This window comes from Janthinobacterium sp. (genome assembly GCF_031995485.1).
In the GTDB taxonomy this organism is placed as follows: domain Bacteria; phylum Pseudomonadota; class Gammaproteobacteria; order Burkholderiales; family Burkholderiaceae_D; genus Janthinobacterium.
This window is the reverse complement of record NZ_DAMAGB010000005.1, coordinates 111208-134929: the sequence shown is the minus strand read 5'-3', so window position 1 is coordinate 134929 and position 23722 is coordinate 111208. Positions and strand designations below refer to the sequence as shown.

The 23722-nt window shown below is 64.1% G+C and carries 22 protein-coding genes, 1 tRNA gene and 1 pseudogene; 18 read left to right on the top strand and 6 right to left on the bottom strand.

Features of this window, described 5'->3' with window-relative positions; all coding sequences use genetic code 11:
* Nucleotides 1–8 precede the first annotated feature (8 nt).
* The 13 genes from RTQ46_RS05700 to RTQ46_RS05640 all read left to right on the top strand — a co-directional run bounded on the left by RTQ46_RS05700 (nucleotide 9) and on the right by RTQ46_RS05640 (nucleotide 14504).
* Nucleotides 9–776 carry an SDR family oxidoreductase gene (locus tag RTQ46_RS05700; RefSeq protein WP_312435161.1) on the top strand — a complete coding sequence of 256 codons (768 nt, stop codon included), beginning with the start codon at nucleotides 9–11 and terminating at the stop codon, nucleotides 774–776.
* Entirely contained in the window at nucleotides 773–2569 is a 1797-nt protein-coding gene (locus RTQ46_RS05695; RefSeq protein WP_312435160.1) for an IlvD/Edd family dehydratase, read from the top strand. The genes RTQ46_RS05700 and RTQ46_RS05695 overlap by 4 nt, the downstream gene beginning before the upstream one ends.
* A 156-nt stretch (nucleotides 2570–2725) precedes the next feature.
* Nucleotides 2726–3700: a D-xylose ABC transporter substrate-binding protein gene (gene xylF / locus RTQ46_RS05690; protein ID WP_409518300.1), complete on the top strand. Its 975-nt coding sequence runs from the start codon at nucleotides 2726–2728 to the stop codon at nucleotides 3698–3700.
* Nucleotides 3701–3899: 199 nt separating this feature from the next.
* On the top strand, nucleotides 3900–5471 hold the full coding sequence (gene xylG, locus RTQ46_RS05685; RefSeq protein ID WP_312435157.1) for a D-xylose ABC transporter ATP-binding protein: 1572 nt from the start codon (nucleotides 3900–3902) through the stop codon (nucleotides 5469–5471).
* On the top strand, nucleotides 5468–6610 hold the full coding sequence (locus RTQ46_RS05680) for an ABC transporter permease subunit (RefSeq protein WP_312435156.1): 1143 nt from the start codon (nucleotides 5468–5470) through the stop codon (nucleotides 6608–6610). Before xylG ends, RTQ46_RS05680 begins: the two co-directional genes overlap by 4 nt.
* A 69-nt stretch (nucleotides 6611–6679) precedes the next feature.
* The gene (locus tag RTQ46_RS05675) at nucleotides 6680–7873 is read left to right on the top strand and encodes a DNA-binding transcriptional regulator (protein WP_312435155.1); all 1194 of its coding nucleotides are present in this window, start codon (nucleotides 6680–6682) and stop codon (nucleotides 7871–7873) included.
* A complete protein-coding gene (locus tag RTQ46_RS05670; RefSeq protein ID WP_312435154.1) occupies nucleotides 7870–8640 on the top strand; it encodes a hypothetical protein in 771 nt (256 codons plus the stop codon). Before RTQ46_RS05675 ends, RTQ46_RS05670 begins: the two co-directional genes overlap by 4 nt.
* An 86-nt stretch (nucleotides 8641–8726) precedes the next feature.
* Nucleotides 8727–9740 (top strand): 2-dehydro-3-deoxygalactonokinase, encoded by a 1014-nt coding sequence (locus tag RTQ46_RS05665; protein WP_312435153.1) that lies wholly within the window; start codon nucleotides 8727–8729, stop codon nucleotides 9738–9740.
* Nucleotides 9737–11467 (top strand): L-arabinonate dehydratase, encoded by a 1731-nt coding sequence (gene araD / locus RTQ46_RS05660; protein ID WP_312435151.1) that lies wholly within the window; start codon nucleotides 9737–9739, stop codon nucleotides 11465–11467. Before RTQ46_RS05665 ends, araD begins: the two co-directional genes overlap by 4 nt.
* Before the next feature lie 121 nt (nucleotides 11468–11588).
* On the top strand, nucleotides 11589–12482 hold the full coding sequence (locus RTQ46_RS05655; RefSeq protein ID WP_312435150.1) for an SMP-30/gluconolactonase/LRE family protein: 894 nt from the start codon (nucleotides 11589–11591) through the stop codon (nucleotides 12480–12482).
* A 22-nt stretch (nucleotides 12483–12504) separates the two neighbouring features.
* Entirely contained in the window at nucleotides 12505–13143 is a 639-nt protein-coding gene (locus tag RTQ46_RS05650; protein ID WP_312435149.1) for a bifunctional 2-keto-4-hydroxyglutarate aldolase/2-keto-3-deoxy-6-phosphogluconate aldolase, read from the top strand.
* Nucleotides 13144–13233: 90 nt separating this feature from the next.
* A complete protein-coding gene (locus tag RTQ46_RS05645; protein ID WP_312435148.1) occupies nucleotides 13234–13665 on the top strand; it encodes a CoA-binding protein in 432 nt (143 codons plus the stop codon).
* Nucleotides 13662–14504, top strand: a complete 843-nt coding sequence (locus RTQ46_RS05640) for a PPK2 family polyphosphate kinase (protein ID WP_312435147.1) — start codon at nucleotides 13662–13664, stop codon at nucleotides 14502–14504. Before RTQ46_RS05645 ends, RTQ46_RS05640 begins: the two co-directional genes overlap by 4 nt.
* Before the next feature lie 3 nt (nucleotides 14505–14507).
* Here the strand turns inward: RTQ46_RS05640 and RTQ46_RS05635 are convergent, their stop codons facing one another.
* On the bottom strand, nucleotides 14508–15611 hold the full coding sequence (locus tag RTQ46_RS05635; RefSeq protein WP_312435146.1) for a poly(3-hydroxybutyrate) depolymerase: 1104 nt from the start codon (nucleotides 15609–15611) through the stop codon (nucleotides 14508–14510).
* Between the two features lie 171 nt (nucleotides 15612–15782).
* Between RTQ46_RS05635 and RTQ46_RS05630 the strand changes: the two genes are divergently transcribed.
* The 3 genes and pseudogenes from RTQ46_RS05630 (at nucleotide 15783) to RTQ46_RS05620 (ending at nucleotide 17667) form a co-directional block, all read left to right on the top strand.
* On the top strand, nucleotides 15783–16382 hold the full coding sequence (locus RTQ46_RS05630; protein WP_312435145.1) for a glutathione peroxidase: 600 nt from the start codon (nucleotides 15783–15785) through the stop codon (nucleotides 16380–16382).
* 114 nt (nucleotides 16383–16496) lie between these two features.
* Nucleotides 16497–17217: pseudogene (locus RTQ46_RS05625) on the top strand (hypothetical protein).
* A 90-nt stretch (nucleotides 17218–17307) separates the two neighbouring features.
* Complete coding sequence (locus RTQ46_RS05620) at nucleotides 17308–17667, top strand: DUF1428 domain-containing protein (RefSeq protein WP_312435143.1); 360 nt, start codon at nucleotides 17308–17310, stop codon at nucleotides 17665–17667.
* Here RTQ46_RS05620 and pabB read toward each other — a convergent pair.
* The 3 genes from pabB to RTQ46_RS05605 form a co-directional block, all read right to left on the bottom strand.
* The gene (gene pabB / locus RTQ46_RS05615; protein WP_312435142.1) at nucleotides 17664–19502 is read right to left on the bottom strand and encodes an aminodeoxychorismate synthase component I; all 1839 of its coding nucleotides are present in this window, start codon (nucleotides 19500–19502) and stop codon (nucleotides 17664–17666) included. The genes RTQ46_RS05620 and pabB overlap by 4 nt on opposite strands.
* A 17-nt stretch (nucleotides 19503–19519) precedes the next feature.
* Nucleotides 19520–20095: a nucleoid occlusion factor SlmA gene (slmA, locus tag RTQ46_RS05610; protein ID WP_312435140.1), complete on the bottom strand. Its 576-nt coding sequence runs from the start codon at nucleotides 20093–20095 to the stop codon at nucleotides 19520–19522.
* Nucleotides 20096–20197: 102 nt separating this feature from the next.
* Entirely contained in the window at nucleotides 20198–20932 is a 735-nt protein-coding gene (locus RTQ46_RS05605; protein ID WP_312435139.1) for an HAD-IA family hydrolase, read from the bottom strand.
* 85 nt (nucleotides 20933–21017) lie between these two features.
* On the opposite strand from RTQ46_RS05605, the gene RTQ46_RS05600 reads away from it, so the two are divergent.
* Nucleotides 21018–21887, top strand: coding sequence for a TraB/GumN family protein (locus RTQ46_RS05600; RefSeq protein WP_312435138.1), 870 nt, complete (start codon nucleotides 21018–21020; stop codon nucleotides 21885–21887).
* Nucleotides 21888–22160: 273 nt separating this feature from the next.
* Here RTQ46_RS05600 and RTQ46_RS05595 read toward each other — a convergent pair.
* Nucleotides 22161–22235: transfer RNA gene (locus RTQ46_RS05595), tRNA-Thr, on the bottom strand.
* 62 nt (nucleotides 22236–22297) lie between these two features.
* The gene (gene argB / locus RTQ46_RS05590) at nucleotides 22298–23191 is read right to left on the bottom strand and encodes an acetylglutamate kinase (protein ID WP_065307827.1); all 894 of its coding nucleotides are present in this window, start codon (nucleotides 23189–23191) and stop codon (nucleotides 22298–22300) included.
* Between the two features lie 231 nt (nucleotides 23192–23422).
* Here argB and RTQ46_RS05585 point away from each other — a divergent pair, with 231 nt between their 5' ends.
* Nucleotides 23423–23635, top strand: a complete 213-nt coding sequence (locus RTQ46_RS05585; protein WP_312435137.1) for a cysteine-rich CWC family protein — start codon at nucleotides 23423–23425, stop codon at nucleotides 23633–23635.
* Nucleotides 23636–23722: the final 87 nt, after the last annotated feature.

The window sequence follows — 23722 nt, the reverse complement described above, 5'->3', positions numbered from 1 at the left end:
AGACATTGATGCTGCATGCAACCTACCCCAGCCTGGCCGGAAAAAACGTCGTCATTACCGGTGGCGGCACCGGCATCGGCGTGGCTATTGTCGAGGCATTCGCGCGCCAGGGCGCGCAGGTCACCTTCCTCGATATCGCGCGCGATGCGTCGCGCGAACTCGAAGCCAAACTGGCCGCTTTGCCGCAGCCGCCGCGCTTTCGCTATTGCGACCTGACCGACCTGGCGGCGCTGGCCACCACCTTTGCCGAGATCGCAGCCGACGTGGGCGCCACCGACATCCTGATCAACAACGCGGCCAACGATGACCGCCACCAGATCGAAAACGTCACGCCCGCCTACTGGGACGAGCGCATGGCGGTCAACCTGCGCCACCAGTATTTCTGCGCCCAGGCCGTGGCGCCGGCCATGCGCGCGAAGAAAAGTGGCGTGATCCTGAACCTGGGCTCGATCTCGTGGCACCTGGCGCAGGCCAACCTGTCGATCTACATGACGGCCAAGGCCGGCATCGAAGGCCTGACACGGGGCCTGGCGCGCGACCTGGGCGTCGACGGCATCCGCGTCAACTGCATCATCCCGGGCGCCGTGCGCACGCCGCGCCAGGAACGCCTGTGGCATACGCCGGAAGCCGAAGCCGTGATCCTGCAGGGCCAGTGCCTGCAGCTGCGCGTGGAACCGGAAGACGTGGCGGCGCTGGCGCTGTTCCTGGCGTCCGACAACGCCGCCAAGTGCGCCGGCCGCGAATATTATGTCGACGCAGGCTGGTACGGCGCATGAGCGACCTGAAAATTCCGCCGACCACCGCGCCGCGCCGCTTCCGCTCGCAGGACTGGTTCGACAATCCCGACCATATCGACATGACGGCGCTGTACCTTGAGCGCTTCATGAACTACGGTATCACGCCGGAAGAACTGCGCTCGGGCCGGCCGATTATCGGCATCGCCCAAAGCGGCAGCGACATCAGCCCGTGCAACCGCATCCACCTGGACCTGGCCAAGCGCGTGCGCGACGGCATTCGCGACGCGGGCGGCATTCCGATGGAATTCCCGCTGCATCCGATTTTTGAAAACTGCCGCCGGCCTACCGCCGCGCTGGACCGCAACCTGGCTTACCTGGGCCTGGTCGAGATTTTGCACGGCTATCCGATCGACGCGGTGGTGCTGACCACCGGCTGCGACAAGACCACGCCGGCCCAGCTGATGGCCGCCGCCACGGTCGATATTCCCGCCATCGTGCTGTCGGGCGGCCCGATGCTCGACGGCTGGATGGACGGCGAACTGGTGGGCTCGGGCGCGGCCATCTGGAAGGGCCGCCGGCAATTGTCCGCCGGCCTGATCGACAACGACAAATTCCTGCAGATCGCCGCCGCGTCGGCGCCGTCGGCAGGGCACTGCAACACCATGGGCACGGCGTCGACCATGAACGCGCTGGCCGAAGCGCTGGGCATGTCGCTGACGGGCTGCTCGGCGATTCCCGCGCCATACCGCGAACGGGGCCAGATCGCCTATGAGACGGGACGCCGCATCGTCGGCCTCGCTTATGACGACGTGCGCCCGTCGGCCATCCTGACGCGCGAAGCGTTTCTGGATGCGATCATCGTCAACGCGGCCATCGGCGGCTCCACCAACGCCCAGCCGCACCTGATGGCGATGGCGCGCCACGCGGGCGTGGAACTGCATTCGAGCGACTGGATGGCGCATGGCTACGACGTGCCGCTGCTGCTGAACATGCAGCCGGCCGGGAAGTATTTGGGCGAGCGCTTCCACCGCGCCGGCGGCGTGCCGGCCATCATGTGGGAACTGCAGCAGGCGGGCCTGCTGCACACGGACCGCCTGACCGTCACCGGCAAGACCATGGCGGAAAACCTGGCCGGCCAGGAAAGCGGCGACCGCGAAATGATCCGTCCGTTTGCCGAACCGCTGAAGGAAAAGGCGGGCTTTTTGGCCTTGAAAGGCAATCTGTTCGACTTTGCCATCATGAAGACCAGCGTGATTTCGCCCGCTTTCCGCGAACGCTATCTGTCGCGCCCCGGCTGCGAAGGCATCTTCGAGGCGCGCGCCATCGTGTTCGACGGTTCGGCCGACTACCACGCCCGCATCAACGATCCGGCGCTGGCGATTGACGACAGCTGCATGCTGGTGATGCGCGGCGCGGGTCCGGTCGGCTGGCCCGGTTCGGCCGAAGTGGTCAACATGCAGCCGCCCGACGCCTTACTCAAAGCCGGCATATTGAATTTGCCGACGCTGGGCGATGGCCGCCAGTCCGGCACTTCGGACAGCCCGTCGATCCTGAATGCCTCGCCCGAAAGCGCGGTCGGCGGCGGTCTGGCGCTGCTGCGCACGGGAGACTTGATCCGCGTCAACTTGCAGGAAGGCCGCTGCGACATGCTGGTCGATGGCGAGGAACTGGCGCGCCGCGCGCAGGAACTGCCGCCACCGGTCAACGACAGCGCCACCCCGTGGCAGGAAATCTACCGCGCCAGCGTTGGCCAGCTGGAAACCGGCGCCTGCATGGAGCTGGCCCTGAAATACCGCGCCGTGGGCCAGACCCTGCCACGGCATAACCATTAGCAGGTAGGTCGGGTTAGCGCTCCGCGCGTGACCCGACACCATCGCAACAACCATTAACACCAGCACCAATTTTTCAGAGGCACCCGTAGTTAAAAAACGTTGTTAATAAAATCCATTAGGAGACACACAATGAACAAGATCATCAGTGCAGCCATCATGACCGCCATGCTGGCAATGAGCAGCGGCGCCGCCCTGGCCGACGCCAAGAATCCGAAGATCGGTTTTTCCATCGACGATCTGCGCGTCGAACGCTGGACGCGCGACCGCGACTTCTTTATCGCCGCCGCCGAAAAGCAGGGCGCCAAGGTGTTCGTGCAGTCGGCCGACGCCAGCGAGCAGCGCCAGATTTCGCAAATCGAAAACCTGATCTCGCGCGGCGTTGACGTGCTGGTGATCGTGCCGTTCAATGCCACGGTGCTGAACAACACCGTCAAGGAAGCCAAAAAGGCCGGCATCAAGGTGCTGTCGTATGACCGCCTGATCCTGGGCGCCGATATCGACGCGTACATCTCGTTCGACAATGAAAAAGTCGGCGAAATGCAGGCCGAAGGCGTGACCAAGGTTCAACCGAAGGGCAACTACTATCTGCTGGGTGGCGCGCCGACCGACAACAACGCCAAGATGCTGCGCGAAGGCCAGATGAAGGTCCTCAAACCGTTCATCGACAAGGGCGACATCAAGATCGTTGGCCAGCAATGGGTCAAGGACTGGAGCGCCACCGAAGCGCTGTCCATCGTGGAAAACGCGCTGACCGCCAACAACAACAAGATCGACGCCATCGTCGCCTCGAACGACGGCACGGCCGGCGGCGCGATCCAGGCGCTGGCTGCGCAAAAACTGGCCGGCAAGGTACCAGTGTCGGGCCAGGATGCCGACCTGGCCGCCGTCAAGCGCGTGATCGCCGGCACCCAGGCCATGACGGTCTACAAGCCGCTCAAAACCATCGCCTCGGAAGCGGCCAAACTGGCCGTGCAACTGGCCCGCAACGAAAAGCCGGCCTACAACTCCAGCTATGACAACGGCCTGAAAAAAGTCAGCACCGTGCTGCTCAAGCCGACGCCACTGACCAAGGCGAACGTGAATATTCTCGTTGACGACGGCTTCTACACCAAGGCGCAGCTGGGTAATTGATCGCCTCTCCAAATGTCGGGTTACGCGCTGCGCGCTGACCGACCTGCGCCGGCCCCGAAAAACGCCGGTGGTGGTGTCGGCTTACGCGCTTTGCGCTAACCCGACCTGCGCTTGCCCGGATCGGCCGTAGGTCGGATTAGCGGTGCCATGGGCACCGCGTAATCCGACATTTTTTCCCGTATCAGCAACGAGAGTGAGCATGTCCGACTATCTGCTTGAAATGAAAGGCATCGTCAAACAGTTTGGCGGTGTCCGCGCGCTCGATGGCATCGACCTGCAGGTGCGGGCCGGCGAGTGCATAGGCCTGTGCGGCGAGAATGGCGCCGGCAAGTCGACCCTGATGAAGGTGCTGTCCGGCGTGTACCCGCACGGCACCTGGGATGGCGAAATCCTGTGGGACGGCCAGCCGCTGCGCGCGCAGTCGATCCGCGATACCGAGGCGGCCGGCATCATCATCATCCACCAGGAACTGATGCTGGTGCCGCAGCTGTCGGTGGCCGAAAACATCTTCATGGGCCGCGAAATCACGCTGGCGGGCGGGCGCATGAACTATGGCGCCATGTACAAGCGCGCCGACGAACTGCTGCGCGAACTGAAGATCCCCGAACTGAACGTGGCGCTGCCGGTCATGAACTACGGTGGCGGCCACCAGCAGCTGGTCGAAATCGCCAAGGCGCTCAACAAGAATGCGCGCCTCCTGATCCTCGACGAGCCGTCGTCGTCGCTGACGGCGTCCGAAATCGCGGTGCTGCTCGATATTATCCGCGCGCTCAAAGCCAAGGGCGTCACCTGCATCTATATCTCGCACAAGCTCGATGAAGTGGCGGCCATCTGCGACACCATCGTGGTAATCCGCGACGGCAAGCATATCGCCACCACGCCGATGGCGCAGATGAACGTCGAACGCATCATCTCGCAGATGGTGGGGCGCGAAATGAGCCAGCTGTATCCGCACCGTGCCAAGAAAGAGGAAATCGGCGAGGTGCTGTTCGAGGCGCGCCATGTGACCTGCATCGACGCCGACAACCCGCAACGCAAGCGCGTCGACGATGTGTCGTTCAACCTGCGCCGCGGCGAAATTCTCGGCATCGCCGGACTGGTGGGGGCAGGGCGCACCGAGCTGGTCTCGGCGCTGTTCGGCGCCTACCAGGGACCGTGCGAGGCCGAAGTCTGGCTCGACGGCAAGCGCATCGACACCACCACGCCGTTGAAAGCCATCGCGCAGGGGCTGGCGATGGTGCCGGAAGACCGCAAGCACCACGGCATCGTGCCGGACCTGGACGTCGGCCAGAACATCACCCTGTCGGTGCTCGGTGAATTTGCGCGCGCCACGCGCATCGATGGCGACGCCGAACTGGCGGCCGTGCGCGGCGAGATCGCGCAGCTGGAACTGAAAACGGCCAGCCCGTCGCTGCCGATCACCAGCCTGTCGGGCGGCAACCAGCAGAAGGCCGTGCTGGCCAAGATGCTGCTGACCCGGCCGCGCGTGCTGATCCTGGACGAGCCGACGCGCGGCGTCGACGTGGGCGCCAAGTATGAAATCTACAAGCTGATGATGGCGCTGGCCGACGAAGGCGTGGCCATCATCATGGTCTCGTCCGAACTGGCCGAAGTGCTGGGCGTGTCGGACCGCGTGCTGGTGATGGGCGAAGGCCGGCTGCGCGGCGACTTTATCAACGATGGCCTGAGCCAGGAAACCGTGCTGGCGGCGGCGCTCGACCAGCGCCCGGCATCCGGCGACAACACTGCACACAAGGAACCTGCCGCATGAATACGCATAGCGTGAAACAGCTTTTCACCCAATACAAGATGCTGGCCCTGCTGATCGCAGTGGCCCTGATCTGGGCCTTTTTTTCGTGGAAGACCGAAGGCAGCTTCGTCACGCCGCGCAACCTGTCGAACCTGCTGCGCCAGATGTCGGTTACCGGCATCCTGGCCTGCGGCATGGTGCTGGTCATTATCGCCGGCGAGATCGACCTGTCGATCGGCTCCCTGCTGGGCCTGTTGGGCGGCATCGCCGCCGTGCTCGACGTCACGCAGCACTGGCCGCTGGCGCTGAACCTGATGGCGGTGCTGGGCTGCGGCCTGGTGATCGGCCTGTTGAACGGCTACCTGACCGCGTACCGGGGCATCCCCTCGTTTATCGTGGGCCTGGGCGGCATGCTGGCCTACCGCGGCATTTTATTGGGCATCACGGGCGGCATCACCATCGCGCCGGTGTCCGAACCGATGGTCTACCTGGGCCAGGGCTACCTGCCGGCCACGCCCGGCATGGTCCTGGGCGTGTTCCTGTTCGTGCTGGCCGCCTTCCTGACCTGGCGCGGCCGCGCCAGCCGCGCCCAGCATGGCCTGCCGCAAACGGCCGTGTGGATCGATACCCTGCGCGTGGCCGTGATCGGCGCGGTGCTGTATGCATTCGTGCGCACCCTGAACGGCTATGAAGGCATTCCGCTGCCGGTGCTGTTGCTGCTGGCGCTGCTGGGCCTGTTCAGCTATATCACCAGCCAGACCGTGTTCGGCCGCCGCATCTACGCGGTGGGCAGCAATATGGAAGCGACGCGCCTGTCGGGCATCAACGTGAAAGCCGTCAAGCTGTGGATCTTCGGCATCATGGGCCTGATGTGCGCCCTGGCGGGCCTGATCAATACGGGCCGCCTGGCCGCTGGTTCGCCCTCGGCCGGCACCTTCAGCGAACTCGATGCCATCGCCGCCTGCTTTATCGGCGGCACCTCGATGCGCGGCGGCTCGGGCACGGTGTACGGCGCCCTGATCGGCGCACTGGTGATGGCCAGCCTGGACAACGGCATGTCGATGCTGGACGTGGACACGTATTGGCAGATGATCGTGAAAGGCAGTATTCTGACCCTCGCAGTCTGGGTCGATGTCAGCACCCGGGCCGGACGCCGGTAGTACCGGCGCATGACCAGTGGCCAGGGACGAAGATACGTCCCGGCCGCGCCCATGGAGGAGACAAAAAGAATGAAGATGCCGACCGCGCACCGTATCGCGCTGCTTTTCAATGGCAACAAGATCTATGACCGCGACATCATCGCCGGCATTGCCGCCTACCTGAACACCACGCGCGTGTCGTGGGACCTGTTCCTGGAAGAGGACTTCCGCTGCCGCCTGCCCGGCATCGAGCGCTGGCAGGGCGACGGCATCATCGCCGACTTCGACGACCCGGCCGTCTGCGCGGCGCTGGCCAACAGCCATCTGCCGGTGGTCGCCGTGGGCGGCTCGTACGCGCACGAGGACGGCTACCCGGCCGGCATTCCCTATGTCGCGACCGACAATTTCAAGATCGTCAAGCTGGCCTACGACCACCTGGTCGAAGCGGGCCTGACGCGCTTTGCCTGTTTCAGCCTGCCCGAGGCGGACGTCAACCGCTGGGCGCAGGAGCGCGAAACGGCCTTCTGTACCCTGATGGAGCGCGACCATCTGCGCGCCGACGTGTACCGCGGCGTGGCCACCAGCGCGCCGTCGTGGGACGAAGCGGTCGAGCAGCAGATCGCCTGGCTCAACAGCTTGGAAAAACCGGTCGGCATCATCGCCGTCAGCGACGCGCGGGCGCGCCAGCTGCTGCAGGCCTGCATGCATGCGGGCATCGCCGTGCCGGAGCAAGTCGCCCTGATCGGCATCGACAACGACCCGCTGGCGCGCATGCTCACGCGCATCCCATTGAGTTCCGTGATCCAGGGCGCCGAAGAGATGGGCCGCACGGCCGCGCACCTGCTGCACCAGATGCTCAATGGCGCGCGCTTGTCCGGCACCCGCATCCTGGTGCCGCCGGCCGGCCTCAATGTGCTGGCCTCGACGCGCCACCAGCCGTTCCAGCATCCGCAGGTGATGCAGGCGCGCCACTTCATCCGCCAGTACGCCTGCCAGGGCATCAAGACGGAACAGGTGGCCGACTACGTGGGCGTGTCGCGCTCGACGCTGGAATCGCACTTCCGCCACGAGCTGGGGCGCAGCGTGCACGACGAGATCCTGCACTTCAAGCTCGATGCGGCCAAGACCCTGCTCACGCGCGAGCCGGGCCAGGTGGCCGACGTGGCCGTGCGTTGCGGTTTTACCACGGTGCAGTACATGCACGCCGTGTTCAAGCGCGAACTCGGTTGCACGCCGCGCGAATTCCAGCAGCGCAGCCGGCCGCCGCCTGCGCCGTCCGCATGACGGGGCAGGCTGGCGGCAGCCACACGCTGCGCAACGCGCGCGGCATGCGCGTGATGGTCAATCCGGTCGATGCCACCCTGTGCGGCTGGTGGGCGCCGGACCGCTACGGCCGCCTGGCCGATGTGCTGGAGCAGGCGCCCATAGCAGCGGCGGCGTCGCCGGCGCAGTGGCAATGCGACGCCGCCAGCGACGCCAGCCTGGAGCTGCGCCTGGCGCAGGACGGCCTGTGCGTGAAGTTGCGCTACCGGCTGGAAGACAATGGCGGCCTGCGCATCGATTGCGAGGCGGTGGCGATCGCGCCGGCCCGCATCGACCTGTGCGCACCGGCGTTCAACCTGCATGGCGGCGGAATCGTGGCGGATCACGTGCTGCGCCTGGCGGCCGACCGCTATCTGCCGGCACAGGGCGTGACGGACGTGGCCGGCAGCGCGTTTGACTTTCGCCAGCCGGCGCCGCTCGGCGCCCGCCTGGCCTGGCCCGGCGCCCAGCCGGCCGGCAGCGAGGGCTTCGACCATGGCTTCTGCCTGGCCGGCGACGGCCTGCTGCGCGAAGCGGCGCGCGTGGCCGATCCGGCCTCGGGGCGCGAATTGCGCTTTTTTACCACCCAGCCGCGCCTGCACCTGCACTCGGACAGCCGGCATTTCTGCCTGGCGGCCGAGGCGCTGGACGTGCCCTGCGGCGCCGTGACGCGGCATACCTTCGTGTATCGTCTGGGCGTGCAGGATATCGATGCGTTTGACATATCGGAATCGGTATCAATGTTGTGAAATAAGTGATTGGTCAGATATGCGGTGCAGTTCTACCATGAGGTAGTTTTTCGCCCCTCTTTCTCACCGACGCTGCGACACATGCCATGAATATAATTACCATCGATGCCGGCACCACCAATACGCGCACCCTGTTGTGGCAGAACGGACGCGTGATCGCGCAGGCCGCGCAGGAAATCGGCGTGCGCAATACGGCCATCGATGGCCACAACGGCGCGCTGAAACAGGCGCTGCGCGACAGCATCGCCGCCGTGCTGGCGCAAGCATCGCTGACGCAAAACGACCTGAAACTGGTGGTCGCCTCGGGCATGATCACCTCGCCGATGGGAGTGCAGGAAGTGCCGCACCTGCCGGCGCCGGCGGGCCTGGCGCAGCTGGCCAAGGGCATGCAGGCGGTGGACCTGCCCGACGTGCTGGACCTGCCCCTGTGGCTGATCCCGGGCGTGCGCAACCAGCATGGCGCGATTGGCCTGCACAATGTCGAAGCGATGGACATGATGCGCGGCGAAGAAACGGAAGTCATCAGCCTGCTCGACCGCCTGCAGCTGCAGGGCGCGGCCACGCTGATCATGCCGGGCTCGCACACCAAGCTGGTGAGCGTGGACGAGCAGCGCCGCATCCTCGGCTGCGCAACCACGATCGCCGGCGAACTGCTGCAGGCGATCTCGCAGCATACCCTGATACGCCAGTCGGTCGACGGCGAATTTGCCGAGTCCCTGGTGCCGAAAATGCTGCTGGCCGGCGCCGCCGCCGCGCAGAAAACGGGACTGGCGCGCGCCTGCTTCGGCGTGCGCACCCTGGGCCAGTTCGGCGCCGTCGAGCGCAACGAGCGGGCCAATTTCCTGATGGGCGCCGTCCTCAGTGGCGACCTGCTGGCGCTGCGCAACAGCAGCGCCGTGCAGATGCGGCCAGATACCACGCTGGTCATCACCGGCAAGGCCATGCTGCGCCAGGCGCTGGCCCTTTTGATCGAAGAACACGGATTTTTTTACGGCAAGCGCATCGTCGTCGACGATGGACAGCAAGCCAATATGGCGGGCCATGGTGCCCTTTTAATTGCCGCTGCGCGCGGCTTGATTTCACAGCAGGAGGCCGCGTGAGCGAGCTGAAGAACAAACGAGTATTACGCTCGCAATCATGGTTTGGTGGCGATGACAAAGACAGCTTCATTCACCGTAGCTGGATGAAGAACCAGGGTTACCCGAGCGATGCCTTCGATGGCCGTCCGGTGATCGGTATCTGCAATACGTGGTCGGAACTGACGCCGTGCAATGGCCATTTCCGCGACCTGGCCGAGATGGTCAAGCGCGGCGTACTCGAAGCGGGCGGCTTCCCGGTCGAATTCCCGGTGATGTCGCTGGGCGAAACGAACCTGCGTCCGACCGCCATGTTGTTCCGCAACCTGGCCAGCATGGACGTCGAGGAATCGATCCGCGCCAATCCGATTGACGGCGTGGTGCTGCTGACCGGCTGCGACAAGACCACCCCCGCCCTCCTGATGGGCGCGGCCAGCGTCGACCTGCCGACCATCGTGCTGTCCGGCGGCCCGATGCTGAACGGTAACTACCGCGGCAAGCCGATCGGCTCCGGCACCGACGTGTGGAAATTCTCCGAAGACGTGCGCGCAGGGCGCATGACATCGGCCGAATTCAAGCAGGCCGAGTCCTGCATGTCGCGCTCGACCGGCCACTGCATGACCATGGGCACCGCATCGACCATGGCCAGCATGGTTGAATCGCTGGGCGTGACCCTGCCTGGCAATGCGGCCATTCCGGCCGTCGATTCGCGCCGCAAGCTGCAGGCGCAGCTGACGGGCCGCCGCATCGTCGACATGGTCAACGAAGACCTGAAGCTGTCGAAGATCCTGACGCGCGAAGCGTTTGAAAACGCCATCATGGTCAACGGCGCCATCGGCGGCTCGACCAACGCCGTGATCCACCTGCTGGCGATTGCCGGCCGCATCGGCGTCGACATGCGCCTGGCCGACTGGGACCGCCTGGGCCGCGACATTCCGTGCCTGCTGAACCTGATGCCGTCGGGCCAGTACCTGATGGAAGATTTTTATTATGCGGGCGGCCTGCCCGTCATCATCCGCGACCTGCTGGGCAAGCTGCATGGCGAAGCCCTGACGGTGACCGGCGCCACCATGGCCGTCAACGTGGCCGAAGCGGAAAACTTCAACCCTGAAGTCATCACGCCGCTGGCGCAGCCGTTCAAGGACGAAGGCGGCATCGCTGTATTGCACGGCAACCTGTCGCCGCGCGGCGCCGTCATCAAGCCATCGGCCGCCTCGCCGGAACTGATGCAGCACCGTGGCCGCGCCGTGGTCTTCAACAGCATCGAGCACTACAAGGAGCGCGTCGACGATCCCGATCTCGATATCGACGCCAGCTGTATCATGGTGCTGCAGAACTGCGGCCCGCAAGGCTATCCGGGCATGGCCGAAGTGGGCAACATGGGCCTGCCGAAAAAACTGCTGGAGCTGGGGGTGCGCGACATGGTGCGCATCTCGGACGCGCGCATGAGCGGCACGGCGTACGGCACCGTGGTGCTGCACGTGGCGCCGGAAGCGGCCGCCGGCGGCCCGCTGGCGCTGGTGCGCGATGGCGACATGATTGAACTCGACGTGCATGGCCGCCGCCTGCACCTGGAAGTGTCCGACGAAGAGCTGGCGCGCCGCCGCGCCGAATGGACGCCACCGGCGCCGACCATGCGTGGCGGCTACCAGTCGATGTACATCAAGCACGTGACGCAGGCCGATGAAGGCGCGGACCTGGACTTCCTGGTCGGTTGCCGTGGGTCGGCCGTGCCGCGCGAGTCGCATTAAGACCGCAGGTCGGCTTGGTGCAGCGTAAGCCGACATTCAGCCGGCGCAACATGTCGGGTTACGCCGTGCCGGCTAACCCGACCTACGTGTCTTTGCCGCTGAAATAAAAAAGGAAAAAAAGATGGAGACAAAAGCACAATTACTGGTCGACTCCCAGGATTTCCTGGGCGAAGGCGTGCGCTGGTGCGAGCGCAGCGGGCGCGTGTTCTGGACCAATATCGAAGGCTGCAAGCTGCATGCGCTGACGCTGGCCACCGGCGTGCGCGAAACCTGGGTCATGCCCGAGCGCCTGGCCTGCTTTGCGCTGACGCACGACGACCATGTGCTGCTGCTGGGACTGGCCTCGCGCCTGGCCTGGTATGACCTGCGCAGCGGCGCCGTCACCACCCTGCATGTGGTGGAAGACGAGCTGCCGATGACGCGCCTGAACGATGGCCGCTGCGACCGCCAGGGCCGCTTCGTGTTCGGCACGCTCGACGAGCGCCCATGCCGCGATGCGATCGGCAGTTTCTACCGCCTCAATCTGGATCTGACGCTGGAGCGCCTGCCGCTGCCCAACGTGGCGATCTCGAACAGCATCTGCTTCAGCGTCGATGGCGCGGCCATGTATTTTTGCGACTCGATCAAGGGCGTGATCTGGCGCTGGGACGATTACCTTGGCGGCGACGCGGACAAGATCAGGGTGTTTGCGCATCTGTCCGGCGACCCCGGTGCACCCGATGGCGCCACCATCGACGCCGATGGCTATCTGTGGAGCGCGCAGTGGGGCGCTTCGCGCGTGCTGCGCTTTGCGCCGGACGGCAGCATCGACCAGCAGGTGACGTTGCCTGTCTCGCAGCCGAGCTGCGTGAGCGTGGGCGGCCCCGCTTGCAACGACGTATTCATCACCACGGCGCAGGAAAACCTGACGCCGGAACAACTGGCGGCCGAGCCGCAGGCCGGTGGCCTGTTCCATGCACGGTTTGACGGCGTGCGCGGCTTGCCTGAAGTGCGTTTCAATGCATTACCAGTTTGACCAACCGATCAGGAGCAACAGCATGTTGAAGCAAACAGTTTTTCAGGGCATTCTCGAACGCGGCATGGTGGGCATCGTGCGCGCCGACTCGCCCGAGGCGGCGGTGCAAATCGCCGAGGCGTGCATCGCCGGCGGCGTGACCGCGCTGGAAGTGGCGTTCACCACGCCCGACACGCTGGGCGTGCTGCGCACCCTGCGCGAGCGTCACGGCAAGGATGTGCTGCTCGGTGCCGGCACGGTGCTCGATCCTGAAACGGCGCGCGCGGCGATTCTGGCCGGCGCGCAGTTCATCATTTCGCCGGGCGTCAATGTCGAGACCATCGCCGTCTGCCAGCGCTACCAGGTGCTGGCCATGCCGGGCGCCATGACGCCGACCGAAATCGTCACTGCCCTGCAGGCCGGCGCCGATATCGTCAAGGTATTCCCGGCCGAGATGTTCGGCCCATCGTATATCAAGGCCCTGCGCGCGCCGTTGCCGCAGGCCCCCTTGATGCCGACCGGCGGCGTGACGGTGGAAAACCTGGGCGAATGGTTTGCCAGCGGCGCCATCGCCGTGGGCATCGGCAGCAGCCTGAGCGGCCCGGGCGCCAAGGGCGATTATGCGGCTGTCACCAGCCGCGCGCGCGAGTTCGTGGCGCAGATGGCGGCCATCCGCAAATAAGGCAGGACCAGGACTTCAGGCTGGCTACCGCGCCGGCCTGAATCTGCTACGCTAGGCGGGCAATCTCGCACGCCTGCCGAAGCCCAGAACATGCCCACCACATCCACTATCGCCCGCATCCTCCAGGATGCCCGTATCATCGCCATCGTCGGCCTGTCCGACAAGCCCGAACGCGCCAGCCACCAGGTGGCCGACTACCTGATCGCGAACGGCTACCGGGTCGTGCCCGTCAATCCGGCGCTGGCCGGCCAGGAGGTGCTGGGCCAGCGCGCGTTTTCTACCTTGACTGAAGCGGCTGCCGCCGTCGCGCCGGCACGCATCGATATCGTCGACTGCTTCCGCAAGTCCGACGACATCGTTCCCATCGCCGAAGAAGCGGTCGCCATCAAGGCCGGCTGCCTGTGGCTGCAGCTCGATGTGGTCAACGAGGACGCGGCCGGCATCGCGCGCGCCGGCGGGCTGGAGGTGGTGATGGATCACTGCACGAAAATCGAGCACCGCAAGCTGGCGGTGGCGGCATGAAGGCGCGCAAGCAGTTCCGCGCCGGCACAGGCTTCGACCTGGACGAGGATTTCGCCGGCAAGCGCCTGCTGGGCGCCGCCACCAAGTCCGCCAACAAGAAGCTGACGCCGGCCCAGTGCAAGGCGCTGGACCGCGAGGAAACCGTGGCGCTCACGGCGCAGATTGCCGAGTGCCAGAGCATGCTGTACGCGCAGCGCAAGCAGAAGGTGCTGCTGGTCCTGCAGGGCATGGACACCTCGGGCAAGGATGGCACTGTGAAAGCCATCTTCAGCAATATCAACCCGATGGGCATCCGCGCCGTGGCCTTCAAGGGCCCGACCGATATCGAACTGGCGCACGACTACCTGTGGCGCGTGCATCAGCATGTGCCGGTGAAAGGCGAGATCGCCATCTTCAACCGCAGCCATTATGAAGACGTGCTGATCACGCGCGTGCAGGGCATGATCGACAAGCCCGAATGCCAGCGCCGCTATGCGCAGATCCGCGACTTCGAGCGCATGCTGAGCGAAACGGGTACCGTGATCCTGAAGATCTTTTTGCATATCTCCAGGGACGAACAGCGCGGCCGCCTGCAGGAGCGGCTCGACGATCCCGACCGCCAGTGGAAGTTTGATCCGAACGATATCGCCCAGCGCAAGAAATGGGACGACTACCAGCGCGCCTACCAGACGGCGATACGCGAGACCGACGCCGACCATGCGCCCTGGTACGTGGTGCCGGCCAATTCCAAGACCCAGCGCAACCTGGTGGTGGCATCCCTGCTGCTCGAAACGCTGCAGGCGATGAAATTGAGCTATCCGGAACCGGATCCGAAACTGTCTTCCTACAAGGTCCAGTAAAGCCTAGTGCGCGCCGCGGCGCGCAGCCAGCCGGTCCAGCATGTTTTTGACCGCCTCCATCTGCGTGCCGCTCTTGCGGTAAAACTCCGGGACATAAGGATTGATGCTGGTATAGCCCCAGAAGTCCCAGCAGCCTTTCGGGTTGTACGGGTAGATCGGGCTCGGTTCCACCTGCGGATACAGCACCACGATCTTGTTGGCGTCGGCCACCTGGTTGTAGCCGGTGCGCGTATAGAACTTGTCGCCGATGGCCTGCGTGGTTTGCAGGCAGCCATGGAACACCACGTGCACGCGGCAGCTCTCGCTGTTGCAGGCGGCGGGCACATATGCATAGCCCGTATTGCCCATGCTTGAATACGAGCTCTTGATAAAGCCGCGCTGGTTGAAGGCGATCAGCTTGCCTTTCAGGGTGCCGGAAGTCGGCTGCAGGTCGGGATACAGGTGCTGCAGGATCTCGCGCGCCTGCACAAAACCGCAGTTGTTGATGAAGGGCGGCTGCGTGCTGTCGCAGGGTGCGTCCTGCAGGCTGTCGGTCAGGATGGCGTGGCCGGCGGCCACCGTGTCGGCAAAGCGGATCTGCGCGGCCGGCGTGCCGGCCAGCTGGTAGAACCTGGCCACCTGCTCCACCACCGGCCGCGTCACGGTCTGGTCGCGCGTGCCGCTGAACAGGTAGATGCGCTGGCGCTGCAGGTTGGCGGTATCGTCGATCAGCTTGTCGCGCGCAAAGTCGTTGGCCGCGCGCAGCAGGCCGGCCGCGTCCGGCGGGGGAACCTGGGCGTCGCCGGGGTTCATGCAGGTGGTCAGGGCATTGTTCAGGTAGGCGATAAACGGAAAGCGGCCCGGCTGGCTGGCGCAGTAATACGGCCCGCCCGCGACAATGCCGGCGCCGCTGACGGTGGCCGAATAGGCGACGGCAAACTGCGCCGCCATATAGCCGCCCGACGACAGGCCGGACACGGTGGTCTGGCGCAGGTCGACCTGCAGCGCGGGCAGGGCGTCCGCCTCGCTTTTCGGCGCAGGCGGCTTGACGCTGGTCGTGACGGCTCGGGCGTGCGATGCAAGCAGCAGGCCGGCGGCCAGCAGGATAGTACGGCAAAAGTGCGGCATGGCGTTTCCTTGTAAGCGCGGGTAGGGCGAGCATAGGTAAAAAAACTGTGCGCTGGGCAAGTAGTGCTGCGGGCTTGATACCGCTCAACTGCTTCAGTTGCGCCGGCGTCCCGTACGCGCGTGCAAGGATTGGCATAGAATGCTTTTTTCCCTATTTTTCATGGTGCCCGCATGTCCAAGATCCTAGCCCCGCTGTTTGCGTTAACCGCCCTGTGCGCGGGCCTGCCTGCCTTTGCCGCCCAGCCTGCGGTGGCCGCCGCCGCCGCTCCTGCCGCCGCCGCACCGGTCGCCTGCCCGGCCATCCTCAAGCAGACCTTCAACCGCCTGCAGGACGAAGCGCCGCAGAACCTGTGCCAGTACGCGGGCAAGGTGGTGCTGGTGGTCAATACGGCCAGCTACTGCGGCTTTACCAAGCAGTATGAAGGCCTCGAAGCGCTGTACGCCAAATACGGCAGCAAGGGCCTGGTGGTGCTGGGCTTTCCGTCGAACGACTTCGGCAACCAGGAACCGGGCAACAGCAAGGATATCGCCGACCTGTGCTACAACACCTACGGCGTCAAATTCCCGATGTTTGCCAAGTCGGTGGTGTCCGGCTCGACGCCGAATCCGTTCTACGCGGACCTGATCAGGCAGACCGGCAAGACGCCAGCCTGGAATTTTCACAAGTACCTGATCGACCGCAACGGCAAGGTCGTGGAAAGCTTCCCCAGCAAGGTTACGCCGGAGGACAAGAAACTGGTCGGCGCCGTCGAAAAGGCGCTGGCGATGTAAATGAAAGCCGGCTTGCAAGCCGGCTTTTTTTATGGCTATGTCATCGTAATACGTGGGAACGTGCTGGAATTGCTGAGGTCTAACGAATCAGTTATTTCCTTTCAGGAGAGTGTAATGGACGCTTCCCAATGGCATGTATTTCACAGGCAGTTTACACAACTGTCACAGCGTCAGCGCCTGATCAGTATCGGCTTGTTGCGCGACGATCCATCGCGCAACACAGGCATCACCGTGATCGAACAAGCGGCACAGGCGCACTTGCAGTGTCCAGCTTGCAGTTCGACACATTTTCACCGGCATGGCCATGCCAACCAGTTGCAACGCTATCGTTGCGTCCCCTGCGGCAAAACCTTCAACGCCTTGAGCGGCACGCCGCTGGCGCACCTGCGCCACAAGGAACGCTGGCTGGCCTATGCCGGCTGCATGCTGAACTCGTTTTCCGTGCGCAAGGCTGCCCAGCAGATTCGGATTCATCGCAACACCAGCTTTCGCTGGCGCCATCGTTTTCTGTCGCTGGCCAAGGCCGACCGGCCACACCGTCTGCACGGCATTGCCGAAGCCGACGAGATGTATGTGCTGGAATCGCAGAAAGGGTCGCGGCACCTGACGCGTCCGGCGCGCCAGCGTCTGCGTGCGGAGCGCGATCCACGTGCACAACGTCAACGCCTACCACAGCCGTTTGCGGCAATGGCTGCGCCCGTTTCACGGCGTGGCGACACGCTATCTGCCCAACTATCTCGGTTGGCGCTGGATACTCGATGCCAGGAGGATTTTGTCGCCCGAAAGCTTGCTCAGGGCCACCTTGGGTATATTCCCCCATCTGTCGGTGACATAGCCTTTTTTACAGTGCCGTGCTTGTTCTCCTGCCATCGCTGTCCTAAGCTGTCTGCTGGAGTTGTCTACAACTGCTGACAAGGAGAACATCATGGCGTATGTCGATGGATTCGTGGTGCCGGTACCCAGGGACCGGCTCGAAGATTACCTGGCCATGTCGCGTTCCTGCGGTGCCATCTGGCGCGACCATGGTGCGCTGGAATACCGCGAGTGCGTGGCCGACGATGTCAAGCCGGGCAAGTGGACCTCGTTCCCGCAGGCGGTCGACCTGCAGGACGGCGAAGTGGTGATCTTTTCCTGGATCGTCTACGAATCGCGCGCCCGGCGCGACGAGATCAACGACAAGGTCATGAAAGATCCGCGCATGAAGGACAACATGGATCCGGACCGGCTGCCGTTCGATGGCAAGCGCATGATCTACGGCGGTTACGAGATGAAGATAGACCTTTAAGCCAGCTGCGCCACTACCGCCCCGCGCAGCGCATTGCAGACCACGATCTGCTCGGCGCTGGCCAGCATGGCGCGCGTGATCACGGTTTCCTGCGCATTCCACGCCGGATCGGCCAACATGGCGGCGCGCTGCACGCCCGGCAGCAGGCCACAACTGAGCGGCGGCGTATGCCAGCGCCCGTCCAGCCGGACAAATACATTGCTGCGCCCGCCCTCGGTCAGCTCGCCTCGTTCGTTAAAGAACAGCATGTCGAAGCAGCCCTGTGCTTCGGCGGCGCGCCAGGCGTCGTCGTAACGGTGGCGCACGCTGCTCTTGTGGCGCAGGAACAAATTACTGCTATCGGTTGCCTCGGGCGCCAGCATCACCGTGACGGTAGCCGGCAGCGGCGCCAGCGCGCCGCTCTGCACGCTGAACACGCCATCCTGGCGCAGGGCCAGGCGCAGGCGGAACGGGAGATCGTCGCTGCGCGCGCTGCAGGCTGCCTGCAGCGCGGCGAGGGCTGCGTCCTCGTTCCACGCGAAGCCGAAATACGCGGCCGAAGCGGCCAGCCGCGCCAGGTGGCGCTGCTGCTGGCGGCAGCCGTCGATGCGGCTCGCATGCAGCGTCTCGAACAGGTCAAAGTCGTTCGTCAAACCGGTCAGGAAGCGCGCCTTGAGCCGGCATTCCGCGTATTCCTCATCGGCCACGCTGTCATGCACGATGCCGGCGCCCACGCCCAGCTCACCGCGGCGGGTGCCAGTGGTGGCGTCAAGAGGCTGCAAGGCCAGCGTGCGGATCGGCACGGACATGCAGAAGTCGCCCACGCCGTGAGCGGAGCCAGCGACCGGCGGATCGAACCAGCCGATCGCGCCGGTGTACACGCCGCGCGGATCGGGTTCCAGCTCGGCGATGATTTCCATGGTGCGCCGCTTGGGCGCGCCCGTGATCGAGCCGCACGGATACAGCGCCTGGAAGATGTCGGCCAGCGTGGCGTCAGCGCGCAGTCTTGCTTGCACGGTGGAAGTCATCTGCAGCACGCTGCTGTAGCGTTTCACTTCGAACAGCGCCGGCACCTGCACCGAGCCGGTGGCGGCGATGCGGCCGATATCGTTGCGCAGCAGGTCGACGATCATCAGGTTTTCGGCGCGGTTCTTCGGGTCCTGCGACAGCGCCAGTGCGCGCCGCGCGTTTTCTTCATCCTGGTCTGCCGCTGCGGCCGGCGCCGTGCCCTTCATCGGCCGCGCCAGCAGTTCGCCTTGCGCATGGCGCACGAACAGCTCGGGCGACAGCGACAGCAGGGCGCCGCCATCGGGCAGCATCAGCAGCGCGCCATACGGCACCGGCTGGCGCGCGCGCAGGCGCGCATACAGCGCCGCCGGCGCGCCGAACGCCTCGAAGCGCAGGCGGTAGGTGTAGTTGACCTGGTAGGTGTCGCCGGCGGCGATATAGTGGTGGATGCGGTCCAGGGCTTGCGTGAACTGCGCCTGGCCGAGACTGGCGCTGATATCGGCGATGCCGGCCGGGCCGGCGCTGGCCACGGCCTGTGCCTGCAGCCATTGCGCCACCTCGTCCTGCGATACATGCCGGCAGTGCTGGAACAGCAGCACCTGCGCCAGCGGCGGCGCATGCTCGCCTGCCGCGCGCGGCGGCATTGCCAGCAGATGCGCGCCCAGTTCGTAGCTGCAGACGGTGACGGCATGCAGGCCGCGTTGTAACGCCGCTTGCAGGCTCTCCAGCAGTGCCGGCCACTCGCTACCCTTGTCACAGCGCAGCACGGCCGCCAGGCCCGTGTAGAGGCGCGAGCCGGCGCCGGGGGGGCTGGCGTCGTCCAGCAGGGCGTAGCAGTCGGCACTCATGGAAAACCCGCGATCGATCAGCCCAGCAGCATGGCGATCTGCAGCGCCGCTTCCTGGGACGGATTGATCTTGAAGCCGCTTTTGGCGTAGCGGTGCCAGCGGCCGATCACGAAGCTGACCAGCAGCGTGGCGCGCGCCGCCACTTCGTTTTCCTTGCCGTGGCCTTCGGAGACGGCCACGCGCAAGGCCTGCTTGAGCGCCAGTTCCACGCGGTCGTAGAACTGGTTCATGCGCACTTGCAGGCGTTCGTCTTCATTGACCAGCGCGTCGCCGATCAGCACGCGCGTCATGCCCGGATTGCTGATGGCGAAATTGAGCAGCATGCCGACCATGTCGCGCGTTTGCGACAGGCCGTCGCTGTGCTTTTCCGTAATCTGGTTGATCAGGCCGAAGACGCTCGACTCGATGAATTCGATCAGCCCTTCGAACATCTGCGCCTTGCTGGCGAAATGGCGGTACAGCGCCGCTTCGGAGACGGCCAGCCTGGCGGCCAGTGCGGCCGTGGTGATCTTTTCGCCTTTCGGCTGCTCCAGCATTGCGGCGAGGGCCTGAAGAATTTGTAGCCTGCGTTGGCCCGGCGGTGTGCTTGCCATGTTTTCTCTTATAGTTAAAAAAAATGCTGCCTTGAGGGGAGTTCGAAACCGCCGCTAGCGGTCCGCCATCCGGGATCAGCCGGACGGCGCAGAAGGTCCCCTTCAGCGCAGGCGATGAAGGCGGCGTGCCAAATGCCGGACAGATTTTACTTTGACATCGACGTAAGCGGGGCGATTTAACGCTTTGGGCAGCCGCGCCATGCCGATCGGATCGGCCATTTTCAGGTATTGCGTGACCCACGCCGTGCGCAGGCCGACCTTTTTTGCGCCCTTCAGATTGGCCAGCGTGTCTTCAACCAAAATACAACGGTCTGGCCGCAGATGGTATTTGCGCATCAATTTGCGCAGCATCAGCGTCGATGGCTTGGGCCGCAGCTGGCGGTGCACATGCATGGACTCGATCGCCACGTGCTGGTCGAAGTGCCGGCGCAGCCGCAGGTGGCGCATCACGTCGCTCGAATAGCGCAGCGGCGCATTGGTCAGCAAAATTTTACGGCCAGGCAGGCGCCGCAGCAAGACCCCAAGTCCCCGTTCAGCGCGTATCATCGACGGCAAATCCGCAAAGGCATGCGTCTCGCTGAGAAAATGCGCGGCCGGCACCTGGTGATGCTTGACCATGCCCAGCAAGGTGGCGCCATAGCGGCGCCAGTATGCCGCGCGTGCCGCGTTGACGATGGCGTCATCGGCCGGCGTCACGCCGTCGCCCAGCACGCGCGCAATATAGGTGTTCATGTTGGCGGTGATCAGCGGGAAAATGGCGTGCGAGGCATTGTGCAGGGTGTTGTCGAGGTCGAACAGCCAGACGGGTGACGCGCGGTCAGGATAGGGCACAGGCACGAGAGTGTTCAGCAATCATAGTGAAAATTTAACGATCAGGAAAACCATGCGACGCCAGATTATAGTGATGTTCTGCGGATTATTCTTGCTGCCTCTTCCGGCAGCCTTTGCCGAAGCGCCGCCTGCGGCCGTCAAGCGCGGTGCGCTGTTCAAGGTGCAGGACAAGAACAACACGCTGTATTTGTTCGGCACCATCCACGTCGGCGCGCCCGACTTTTATCCGCTCGAACCGACCGTCACGCGCGCGCTGCACGAGGCTGGCGCGCTGGCGCTCGAGATCGACCCGGCCGGCGACCCGCGCGCGGCGGCGCGCGCCGTGATCAAATACGGCATGGATGCGCCGGGCGGCAGCGCCCCCGCCGACTGCCGCCAGACGCTGGCGCCGCGCGTGTCGCCGCTGTTGCAGAAATACGGCATTCCGGCGGAAGCCGTGGCGCCGATGAAGCCGTGGATGCTGGCCAGCGTGCTGGCGATCGGCGAATTTTCCACGCTCGGCTACCGGCCGGACCTGGCGGTCGACACCTATCTGTCGCAGCAGGCGAAACAGCGCCTGATCCCGGTGGTGGAGCTTGAATCGATGGAAAGCCAGCTGGCGCTGTTCGCTTCCATGACGCCGGCCGATCAATGCCGCTTCCTGGAAGACAGCGTGGAATCGATCGAGGACCAGGAGCAGAAAGAAGAAGCGCGCGAAATCGCCAACGCCTGGCGCACCGCCGACGCCGCCGCCTTCGAGCGCCTGGCCGCCAAGGCCGCCACCGACCCCTCGTACGCCGCCCAGTTCATGCAGAAAGTCCTGCTCGATGGCCGCAACCCGCACCTCGCCGACGGCATCGCCAAACTGCTCAAGCAGGAGAAAACCAGCCTCGCCGCCATCGGCGTTCTGCACCTGGTCGGCAGCCAAAGCGTCCCCGACCTCTTGCGCAAGAAAGGTTTGAAAGTAGAGCGCATCTATTGAACAACCGAGAAATAAGCTGACACCAGCTATGCCGCACAGCACACGCGGCAGAGTAGATGGAAAACCGTTCAGGACCAGGCGCCGAGCCGAAGACAGTACGCATGTACGGCGAGGCGAGGCAAGGCAGTCATGGACGGTTTTGAACGATGAGGAGATGACGGCAGAGTAGATGAAAAATGTTCAGGGCCAGGCGCCTTGACGAAGACAGTACGAATGTACGGCGAGGAAAGGCAACGCCGCCATGGACATTTTTCAGATACAGATCGAAGATACTGGTGCCCTTGACGTGGATCGAACACGTGGCCTCTCCCTTACCAAGGGAGTGCTCTACCACTGAGCTACAAGGGCAAAATTGAAAGCGGCGCCAGGTGAGTGCGCCGCCGTGCTGTTCGCGATGGGTTGCGAAATGTTTAGTGCGAACGGATCATAGTACCAAAAGCCTGCTCGGTCAACACTTCCAGCAACAAAGAGTGTTCGATGCGGCCATCGATGATGTGCACCGTGTTCACGCCGGACTTGGCAGCGTCGAGCGCGGACGAGATTTTTGGCAGCATGCCGCCCGAAATCGTGCCGTCGGCGAACATCTCGTCGATCTCGCGCGCCGACAGGTCGGTCACCAGGTTGCCCTGCTTGTCCTGCACGCCGGCGATATTGGTCATCATGATCAGCTTTTCCGCTTTCAGGATTTCCGCGATCTTGCCGGCCACCACATCGGCGTTGATGTTGTAGGCCTGGCCGTCCTGGCCGAAGCCGATCGGCGAGATGATCGGAATGAAGGCATCGTCCTGCAGCGCCTTGACCACGGCCGGATTGATGGCGTCGATCTCGCCGACGAAACCGATGTCGAGGAACTCGCCCGGTTTTTCGCGGTCAGGCATCTGCATGCGGCGAGCGCGGATCAAGCCGCCATCCTTGCCAGTCAGGCCGACAGCCTGGCCGCCGTAGTGGTTGATCAGCATGACGATATCCTGCTGCACTTCGCCGCCCAGCACCCACTCCACCACTTCCATGGTTTCTTCGTCGGTGATGCGCATGCCCTGCACGAAGGTGCCTTGCTTGCCGATTTTTTTCAGCGCATTGTCGATCTGCGGTCCGCCGCCGTGCACCACGACAGGGTTCATGCCGACCAGCTTGAGCAGGATGACGTCGCGCGCGAAGCCGTGCTTGAGGCGCTCGTCGGTCATCGCGTTGCCACCGTATTTGATGACGATGGTCTTGCCGTGGAAATTGCGGATGTAGGGCAGGGCCTCGGCCAGAATCTGCGCCTTGATTTGCGGCGATACGGCCGTCAAGTCGTCATTCATGTCCAGGTTCAATTTAGCTAGTTGATTCATGGCGAGTCCGGAAAATAGATAGGGGGGATTTTACAGGGAAGACGAAAATCTTGGAGGCATTATAGGACGATCCTGTTGTATTTTCCCTGGTGATCCGATAGTCTGGTCCGTTATGCATGCCAACCAGCCTTTTTACTGCCAGTTACATCTGCGTCGCGCCTTGCATCGTCGTGTGACACAGTTGCACATTAAATATCGATCATGAGCCAGTGTACGCTTTGTGGCGCCGATTTTACCTGCGGCCAGCTCGACTCCGAAGCGGGTGCCGCGTGCTGGTGCATGGCCTTGCCACCGGCGGTGCCGGTGCCCGGTACTGTCACCGCCATCGCCACCGGCTGCTGGTGCCCGGCCTGCCTGCAGGTGCATATCGCCGGCCTGGCCGTGCCGCCGGCATCTGGCACGCCATCGAAATAAGCGGGTCACTACCGGTTTTCTTTACATTTGACCTTGCACGGGGCGGGGCAAGCCGGTCAGACTTCGTTTTTTGGAAGTTACCGTAAG